General features: G+C 70.7%; 10 protein-coding genes. 5 read left to right on the top strand and 5 right to left on the bottom strand.

The annotated features are described in order from the left end of the window. Together ABD308_RS32110 and ABD308_RS32105 are read left to right on the top strand one after the other, a co-directional pair. A partial coding sequence (locus tag ABD308_RS32110; protein ID WP_344342915.1) for a DUF3103 family protein occupies positions 1–868 on the top strand: 868 nt, incomplete at its 5' end. A 102-nt stretch (positions 869–970) separates the two neighbouring features. Then, complete coding sequence (locus tag ABD308_RS32105) at positions 971–1,732, top strand: GNAT family N-acetyltransferase (RefSeq protein WP_344342912.1); 762 nt, start codon at positions 971–973, stop codon at positions 1,730–1,732. A 44-nt stretch (positions 1,733–1,776) separates the two neighbouring features. Here the strand turns inward: ABD308_RS32105 and ABD308_RS32100 are convergent, their stop codons facing one another. Further along, the gene (locus tag ABD308_RS32100) at positions 1,777–1,914 is read right to left on the bottom strand and encodes a hypothetical protein (protein ID WP_344342909.1); all 138 of its coding nucleotides are present in this window, start codon (positions 1,912–1,914) and stop codon (positions 1,777–1,779) included. 171 nt (positions 1,915–2,085) lie between these two features. On the opposite strand from ABD308_RS32100, the gene ABD308_RS32095 reads away from it, so the two are divergent. Continuing rightward, complete coding sequence (locus ABD308_RS32095) at positions 2,086–3,273, top strand: UDP-N-acetylglucosamine--N-acetylmuramyl-(pentapeptide) pyrophosphoryl-undecaprenol N-acetylglucosamine transferase (protein WP_425554900.1); 1,188 nt, start codon at positions 2,086–2,088, stop codon at positions 3,271–3,273. Between the two features lie 297 nt (positions 3,274–3,570). Here ABD308_RS32095 and tgmC read toward each other — a convergent pair whose 3' ends face one another. The 4 genes from tgmC to ABD308_RS32075 all read right to left on the bottom strand — a co-directional run bounded on the left by tgmC (position 3,571) and on the right by ABD308_RS32075 (position 6,528). Continuing rightward, positions 3,571–4,713: an ATP-grasp peptide maturase system methyltransferase gene (tgmC, locus tag ABD308_RS32090; protein ID WP_344342905.1), complete on the bottom strand. Its 1,143-nt coding sequence runs from the start codon at positions 4,711–4,713 to the stop codon at positions 3,571–3,573. Continuing rightward, positions 4,710–5,675: an ATP-grasp ribosomal peptide maturase gene (tgmB, locus tag ABD308_RS32085; protein WP_344342902.1), complete on the bottom strand. Its 966-nt coding sequence runs from the start codon at positions 5,673–5,675 to the stop codon at positions 4,710–4,712. Before tgmB ends, tgmC begins: the two co-directional genes overlap by 4 nt. Then, positions 5,675–5,947, bottom strand: a complete 273-nt coding sequence (gene tgmA / locus ABD308_RS32080; protein ID WP_344342898.1) for a putative ATP-grasp-modified RiPP — start codon at positions 5,945–5,947, stop codon at positions 5,675–5,677. Before tgmA ends, tgmB begins: the two co-directional genes overlap by 1 nt. Before the next feature lie 155 nt (positions 5,948–6,102). After that, positions 6,103–6,528: an ATP-binding protein gene (locus ABD308_RS32075; protein ID WP_344342895.1), complete on the bottom strand. Its 426-nt coding sequence runs from the start codon at positions 6,526–6,528 to the stop codon at positions 6,103–6,105. 148 nt (positions 6,529–6,676) lie between these two features. Here ABD308_RS32075 and ABD308_RS32070 point away from each other — a divergent pair, with 148 nt between their 5' ends. Then, positions 6,677–7,507, top strand: a complete 831-nt coding sequence (locus tag ABD308_RS32070; protein WP_344342893.1) for a helix-turn-helix domain-containing protein — start codon at positions 6,677–6,679, stop codon at positions 7,505–7,507. Beyond that, the gene (locus ABD308_RS32065) at positions 7,488–7,700 is read left to right on the top strand and encodes a DUF397 domain-containing protein (protein ID WP_425554899.1); all 213 of its coding nucleotides are present in this window, start codon (positions 7,488–7,490) and stop codon (positions 7,698–7,700) included. Before ABD308_RS32070 ends, ABD308_RS32065 begins: the two co-directional genes overlap by 20 nt. Positions 7,701–7,737 lie beyond the last annotated feature (37 nt).

Genomic DNA, 7,737 nt, shown 5'->3' with positions numbered 1-7,737 from the left:
CGACCTCGCCGCCGCCACCGCCCGCGCGGACCACGGCATCGCCGCCGCCAAGGGCCTCGGCGCCGACCTCGGCCCGCTGCTGCGCGTCCAGCTGGCCGACCCCTCGATGCGCACCGCCCTCGATGCGGGCGTCGCACCGCTGGTCGCCGTCGCCGCCACCGACGAGCACACCCGCACCGTCCGCGCCTACGACCCCGCCGGCCGGGCCCTCGGCCTCGACGCCGGCACCCTGCCCACCCGACCGGTCTACCTGGTCGACATCGACGGCGCCAAGGCGACCGCCGCCGGGATCGAGGTGCTCCAGCGGGAGCTGGCCGCCCGCGGGACAGCCCCGGCGGCACCCGCCGCCGGGCAGGCCCCCACCGCCCTCCAGGCCGCCGGCTGGTGGGGCAGCAAGATCACCTCCGTCCAGGTGAACGACGACGAGGAGCCCTGGTTCAAGGGCGCCGCCGAGATGTTCAGCCTGGTGTCCGGCTTCGGCCAGGACGGCAAGGTCCGGGTCGACTCCGTCGCCATGCCGTACCTCCAGTACGACGGCACCGTCTACTACCCGAACCAGATCCTGGTGAACTGGTCGAACTACAAGTACAACCTCGCCGACGTCGTGCTGATGGAGGACGACGGCGACACCAACTACCTGGCCCTCGCCCAGGCCATCGCCGCCGTCCTGCTCACCATCGCCGACCAGGGCGCCTACATCCCGCTGGTCAACGCCGTCCTGGCGGCGCTGCCCTCCTCCTGGTGGACCGACGACCCGGACTACGTCGAGTCCTGGTACACCCTCGCCCGCACCGGCACCGGCCGCCTCAACGGCGCCCGCGGCAACGGCTGGTTGACCGTCGAACCGTACTGGGTCAGCCAGCTCTGACCGTCCCCGTCGCCACCGGGCCGGCGCCGCGCTTCCGTGCGGCGCCGGCCCGCAGTCGATCAACCCGCGTCACAGAGTCACTTTCGTACTACCGTGGGCCTGATGACCACGGAATCCAGGACGATCGACCAGCCCACCACCCCGGCCGGGGCGCCGACGCTCCAGGCCCGCAACTCCGCCGCCTTCTGGACCGCGACCGGCGATTCCCGGGGCCACGAGGTGATCCGGCGCGGCGGCTTCCTCGCCGTCGACGGGGACAACCGCGCGGGCCTGCGGATCCTCGTCCAGGAGCCCGACCTCGACCCGGGCGAACTGGCCGAGCTGAGCTACCTGACCCGCCGCGCCGCAGGCCCGGCGCTCGTCGAGGACCCCTTCTCCTCGACCGACCTGAGCCACCTGGGCATGCGCACCTGGCAGATGCCGATCATGCTGCGCCCGCCCGGCCCCGTCCACGCCCCGGCGCTGGACGTGACCCGGGTGCGGCGGCCCGAGGAGCTCCAGGCGGCCGAGCGGATCGTGATCGAGGGCTTCGAGCTGACCGGCTTCGAACCCCACCAGGCCGGCGAGCTCTTCCCGACGGCGCTGATCGAACAGCCGGGCGTGGAGGTGTTCATCGCCTCGGTCGAGGGCGTCCCCGCGGGCGCCGGCGTGAGCGTCGTGGCCGACGGCCTCGCCAGCCACTACTGGATCGCCACCTCGTCCGCCTTCCGCTCCCGAGGCGTCGGCCGCGCCGTCATGCTCGGCGCCCTCGCCCACGTCGCGGACCTCCCGGCCACCCTCACCGCCTCCAAGCTGGGCCGCCCGCTGTACGAGTCCCTGGGCTACACCGTCGCGTCCCCCTCGACCTGGTGGGCCTCGGCGTAGGAAGTCGGCGGAGCCGACTTCCTACGCGTGACGGAGATGGTGGATCACGCCCAGGCGTGAACGGACGGACTGCCGATGGTGTCGAACATCCGCCAGCGGCTGGCCGACTGGCGCTCCGGGGCGATCCCCGTGGTGCGGTAGCCACCGCTCGTCGTTCGGCTTCTGGCGATGGTGTGCTCCACCGTGTTCGGGCTGCCGAGGGATGTGTCGCGGACGTGCCCTCGATGGGGGTGAAGTCGAGTGCGGCATCGCACAGTTCGCGTGCCGATGGCGAGGATGGCTCGTGCGGTGTCCTGCTATCGTCCGACGTGTCGGGCGCCGCTTCCAGGCGTGAACGGATGGGGAGTTGCTCTGTGATCAGCGATGCCGTCGGCCGCGCCCCTGAGCGGGCCTTTCGGTTGATCGTGACGGGCGGTGGAACCGGCGGGCACACCTATCCGGCGCTCACCGCGGTCCGCACCGTGCGGGCGAGGCTCGCCGCTGCCGGCCAGGCGCTGGACGTTGTGTGGGTCGGCACGGCGGACAGCCTGGAGTCCCGTGTCGCGGCGGGTGAGGGGATCGAGTTCGCCGCGGTTGCCACGGGGAAGATCCGGCGCCACCGGAACCCGGTCAAGATGGTCTCCCCGGCGAACGTGCGGGACATGGCGCGTGTGCCGTTCGGTGTCGCCCAGGCCCGCGCAGTGGTCTCCCGGTTCCGCCCTGACGTGGTGCTGGCCACGGGCGGATACGTCGCGGTTCCGGTGGGCATTGCCGCTTCGCTGTGCCGTCGCCCGCTGGTCGTCCATGAGCAGACGGTGCGCCTCGGCCTGGCCAACCGGACGCTCGCGGGACGGGCGGCACGCATCGCGGTGTCCTCCGAGTCCACGCTGTCGCTGCTGCCGGAGGCGGTTCGCTCGCTTGCGGTCGTCACCGGCAATCCGGTACGGCCCGAGGTGCTGGCCGGTGATGCGGACAAGGCGGTCCAGACTCTTGGGCTGCACGGCTTCCGCCGTGACCTGCCGACCGTGTACGTCACCGGCGGCGCGCAGGGCTCGGCGCAGATCAATGGACTGGTGGCCGAGCTTCTGCCCGGGCTGCTGGCCGGCGCCAACGTGATCCACCAGTGCGGCCCGGCGAACGTCGAAGCCCTGCGGGTCCGCGCCGCAACTCTTCCCTCGCATCTGGCGTCCCGGTATCTGCTCACCGGGTTCGTCGGTCCCGAACTGCCCGATGTCCTCGCACTGGCCGATGTGGTGGTCTCCCGCAGTGGGGCGGGCACGATCGCGGAGCTGACGGCGCTGGGCAAGGCCGCGGTTCTCATCCCCCTCGCCAGCTCGGCCGGCAACGAGCAGGCCCACAACGCCGGCCACCTGCACGATGCGGGGGCGGCGGCCGCGCTCCTCGGTGACGTGACGGCGGAGCGCCTCCGCGAGGCGGTCGACCCGCTGCTGACCGACACCCACCGCCGTACGGGCATGGCCGAGCGGGCCCGCTCCTACGGCCGGCCGGATGCCGCCGACCGGCTGGTGGACCTGCTCATCTCGACCGCCGCCCAGCACTGACGAGCAGGCATGGCCGGGAGCCCGGGGCGAGGGTTCGCCCCGGGCTCCCGGCGTTCTCAGGCACTGCGGACACTGGTCCCGTCTGCGGACTTTGCCCGCGTCCTGGTACACCCTCGCCCGCACCAGCACCGGCCGCCTCAACGGCGCCCGTGCCGACGGCTGAATGACTGTCGTGCTGTTCTAGGCCGGCCGGCTCTGACCGCCGGCTTCGCCTGGCCGAGGGCTGCGGAGCGGCCGATCCGCTCCGCAGCCCGCCGGCGTACCCAGGGGATTCGGGCACTCGGGCACGTTGGCGGGTCAGACGGGGAGGTCCCAGCCCGGGCCGTCCTCGCTGCCGAGCCAGACCCGTTGGCCCGCCGTCGAGACCGTGATGCCGAAGGCTTCCTGGTGCGGCTCGCCCGCGCTCTGCCAGGTCTCGATGGCGGTCTCCACCCGGTCCCACAGGCGGAGTGGTCCTCGCTGGACCACGGTCCAGCCGCCCGCGGGGTCGGGCACCGTCCGGGCCTGCGAGCCGGTGGCCACGTCCGAGAGGATCTGCTGCCCGCCACTTCCCATCCGCTCGGCCGAGGGGGCCGCGAGCTGCGCGACCCAGCTTCCGGTCCACGAATCGAGCTTCGTGGGGTCGATCCGGCTCGCGCTCTCCTCCCCGGGGAGGAGAGCCAGGGTGGGGCGGGGCGGCCGGTCATGGGGTCGGGCGATCATGAAACTGGTGTAGCCCGGCAGGAAGCGGCCGGTGGCCTCGCCGGGGCCGGTCACGTCGAGCAGCGCCAGCGCGCCGGCGTAGCTCCATCCGGACAGGGTGACCAGGATGCGGCCGCCCGGCTTCACCTGGCGCAGCCAGGCCATCGGCAGGTAGCGGACCGAGCACGTCGCGATCAACCGGTCGAAGGCGCCGCCGTTCGGGTCCCCGCCGAGACCGTCACCGACGATGAGGCGCGGGGCGTAGCCGGCGGCCCGAAGTGCGGAAGCGGCGCGTGCGGCCACCAGGGGGTCGTACTCGATGCTGGTGATGTTCCCGTCGCCGAGGCGGTGTGTGCCGAGGGCGGTGGAGTAGCCGGTCCCGGTACCGATTTCGAGGACGTGGTGACCGGTGTCCGCGCCGAGCTGCTGCCACATGCCCAGCACGAGCGAAGGCAACGTGGAGGACGAGGACGGCGCGCCCGTCACGTGCCGGTCGCCGATGTCTTCCGGGCTGGTGCGGCCGTTGAGTTGGGTGATGAGCGTACGGTCGGCATAGACCCCCTCCAGCCATCCGGGGGCGTCGCGGCGGACGGTCCGGTAGCTGGTCGGGGCGCTGCCGTCGACCGGGACGAAGTAGGAACCGACGAAGAGTTCGCGGGGTACCGCGTGGGCGGCCTCGGCCCACGCGGGATCGGCGAGCGCGCCGTTCTCGGTGAGTTGCTTGACCAGGGTGGTGCGCAACGTGTCGGAGCTGGTCACTGGTCGTGGCCTCTTTCCAGTTGGTCGGCGATCGCGACTGCGATTCGGTGGGTGGTCCCGGCCGGCTGCCACGCCCATTGCCCGTTCGGGTTGCACTCCAGGAAGTGCCACGTGCCGTCTGCGGTGACGGCGAAGTCGAAGGCGCCGAAGGTCAGCCGGAAGGTGGCGAGATAGCGGGTCACGGTCTCGGCAACCGATGAGGGGATGCCGATGGGGTGGCAGCGCATCCGGTCCTGTCGGTACCGCCAGTCGACGTCCGGGCTGTCGATGCGGATGCCGAACAGCCGGTCCCCGACTGCGGTCACCCGGGTGTCGTACGCCTTGGGGATCCTGGCTTGGAACATGTGAGGACACGCCGTCACGGCGTTGTTGATCTCCTGGCTTCGGACTTCGCGGACCCATACGGCCCGAGCCTTCCCGTCGACCGAGTACGGGGTGTTCCACACCGGCTTGTAGACCGTGCCGCCGACATGGCGGGTGGCGAACTCCCGTGCCTCGTCCGCGTCGTTGGTGATCAGCGTGTGGGGAACATGGAATCCGCACTGCTGTGCGGCGGCGAGCTGGGCCGGCTTGTACTCCGCCTCCCGGTTGTGCCGGGGATGGTTCACGTAGTGGGCTCCGGGGAGCGAGGCCAGGATGCCACCCGCTCCCCAGAACGTTTGCGAGGCGGCGAATCGGCGGTCCTGGCCGTCGAGACCAGGCGGTCCCTCGTAGGGCGAGGGCCTGCGAACCCAGACGGAACGAACGGCCGTGAGGTCCAGTTCACGGCTCGACGTGCGGAGGGTACCTCGCTGACCGTCCACGCTGTACGTGGCGGTCAGCGAGGCACCCGCGTGCAGGTCGGTACCGGGATCGAGACGGACCACGGGAACCCGGCGCTCGGCGAGCACCCGCAGGACCGCATCCGCTGTCACGTCGGAGGAGGTGGTCAGTACCAGCACCGACCCGCTTCGGTGGCCCATCAGCCCGAACTCTGGTCCTGGTCGTAGGATTCGGTGACATCACTGTCCGTGGCCCCGCCCGGAGCGGCCCCGTCGCCGGGGCTCGTCTGGGTGGGCGTGACACCGCTGGTGCTGGTGCCATGGCTGCCCAGCTCGACTGTTCGGCCGCGCTCGTCCACGATGACGGCGATCTGCGTCTCGGGGTCGATCACGGGCGTGAACGCCGGGAGCGTGGCAGTGGCCGCATAGGGCTCCATCCTGCCAATGCCCCAGGGTACGGGCGTCTGCGTCATACATCCTCCTGAGCAGGGTTGGTTTGCCATCCCGTCCCAGCTGGGGCGGGGTCTCCGCGCAGGAAGTCGGCCTGGCCGACTTCCTGCGCTCGGGGGTGGGTTGCTTGGGCAGCCGGGAGGGGTCTTCCGGTCCGGTGGGCTCGGCGGCGTGCCGTTCAGGCGGCATGGGCGAAGGCGGGGGTGATCAGGGCCCAGACGAACTTGCCGACACCGCCCGCGCGGGGGCAGCAGCCCCAGCGCTCGGCGAGTTCGTTGACGAGGAAGAGGCCGCGTCCGTGCTCGTCGTCGGGGGTGCTGGTGTGGAGGGAGGGGCGGCCGCTGCCGGCGTCGTGAACCTCCAGGCGCAGGCGGGAGTTGATGAGGGCGAAGCGGATCTCGATGAGGCGGTCGCTGGGGGCGTCGCAGTGCTGGACGGCGTTGGCGAACAGCTCGCCGAGGAGGAGTTCGGCGACGTCGGAGTAGCGGTCGCCGGTGGGGAGGGCGGAGAGGTACGCGCGGAGGAGTTGCCGGGCGATGGGGGTGGAGGAGGTGCGGGAGTCGAGGCGGGCGGCGAACGTGCGGGGGCGGCGGGAAGCGAGCATGGCGGAGCACCTCGGTGGGGGGTGGGATGGAGGAGCATCAAAGGGCCGCTTCGGTGTGTAGCGATGCGACTACCCAGGGCGCTTACTGTGGCCTAGCATTGGCGATACCTTCAACCTTTCGCATCGGAAGGGAGAGTCGTCAGCGATCATGAACCGCAAGGAGCTTGATCCCGATTCCTCGCCCACGGCTAAGTTCGGCGTACTACTTCGCCAGGCCAGGGAGGCGAGAGGCTGGACGCAGGAACAGTTGGGTGGGCTTGTCGGCTACTCGGCCGTTCACATCTCGGCAGTGGAAACCGGGCGCAAGCCTCCAACCAGTCGATTCGCGAGACGGATTGATGACGCATTCGAAACGGACCGGTTCGAACGAGAGTGGCGTCAGTCCGAACAGCGATTTCTATTCGAGGGTTTCGACCAGTACACGGTGAAAGAGCGGGAGTCCGTGGCCGTTCGGATCTTCGAGCTGGACATGATTCCTGGCATGCTTCAGCACCCGGACTACAGTGCCGCCTACGAGATGGCGCCGGTCCGGCGAGGTGAAGCCACACGGGAGCAGGCGGAGGAGCGGCTGAAGGTGCTGGCGGGGCGTCAGCAGCTGCTCGACCGTGCTGTGACGGTCCATGCGGTCCTCGACGAATCGGCTCTGCGGCGCCAAATCGGCGGAACGGCCGTCATGGCCTGTCAGATGAAGCACCTGGAAGACCTGGCGGCACGGCCCCGTGTCATCCTTCAGGTGGCCCCGTGCACCCTGGGTGAGTTGCGGCCCTTCTCGCATTCGGTCACGTTGTTGACCCTGCCCACACGCACGATGGTCGGGTACACCGAAACGCTCGGACGGGGCCTTCTGGAGCGCGACTCCGAGGTCGTGGCCGGATGGGCCGCCCAGTACGATCGCCTTCAGGTTGACGCCCTCACGCGGCTGGACAGCGTCACCATGATCCGGGAGGCACGGAGGGACTATGAACGGCATGCACAGTGACCACCCGGCCGACGCCGCGTGGCGAAAGAGCTCCTACAGCAACGGGCAGGGCGGATGTGTCGAGGTCGACGACTCGCGCCCCGGAGCGGTGCGCGACTCCAAGGATCCCCATGGCCCGGTACTCGTGTTCCCTGCGGAGGCATGGCGGTCGTTCCTTGCGGGCGTTCGAGTCGGCGAGTTCGGCGAGGTCTGACGGGATCCACGAGTCGTCCGAGGCCCCGCCGCCCATG

Origin of the sequence: Kitasatospora putterlickiae (genome assembly GCF_039527695.1) — a bacterium.
GTDB classification, from domain to species: domain Bacteria; phylum Actinomycetota; class Actinomycetes; order Streptomycetales; family Streptomycetaceae; genus Kitasatospora; species Kitasatospora putterlickiae.
Note: the sequence above shows the minus strand (reverse complement) of the source record. Positions and strands in the feature narration are given on the sequence as shown.

Bases quoted from the DNA above. Each gene is read 5' to 3' on its own strand.
- tgmB (WP_344342902.1), bottom strand. From the start codon at position 5,675: ATGGGCCACCGAAGCGGGTCGGTGCTGGTACTGACCACCTCCTCCGAC.
- ABD308_RS32075 (WP_344342895.1), bottom strand. From the start codon at position 6,528: ATGCTCGCTTCCCGCCGCCCCCGCACGTTCGCCGCCCGCCTCGACTCC.
- tgmA (WP_344342898.1), bottom strand. From the start codon at position 5,947: ATGACGCAGACGCCCGTACCCTGGGGCATTGGCAGGATGGAGCCCTAT.
- ABD308_RS32065 (WP_425554899.1), top strand. From the start codon at position 7,488: ATGAACGGCATGCACAGTGACCACCCGGCCGACGCCGCGTGGCGAAAG.
- ABD308_RS32105 (WP_344342912.1), top strand. From the start codon at position 971: ATGACCACGGAATCCAGGACGATCGACCAGCCCACCACCCCGGCCGGG.
- ABD308_RS32070 (WP_344342893.1), top strand. From the start codon at position 6,677: ATGAACCGCAAGGAGCTTGATCCCGATTCCTCGCCCACGGCTAAGTTC.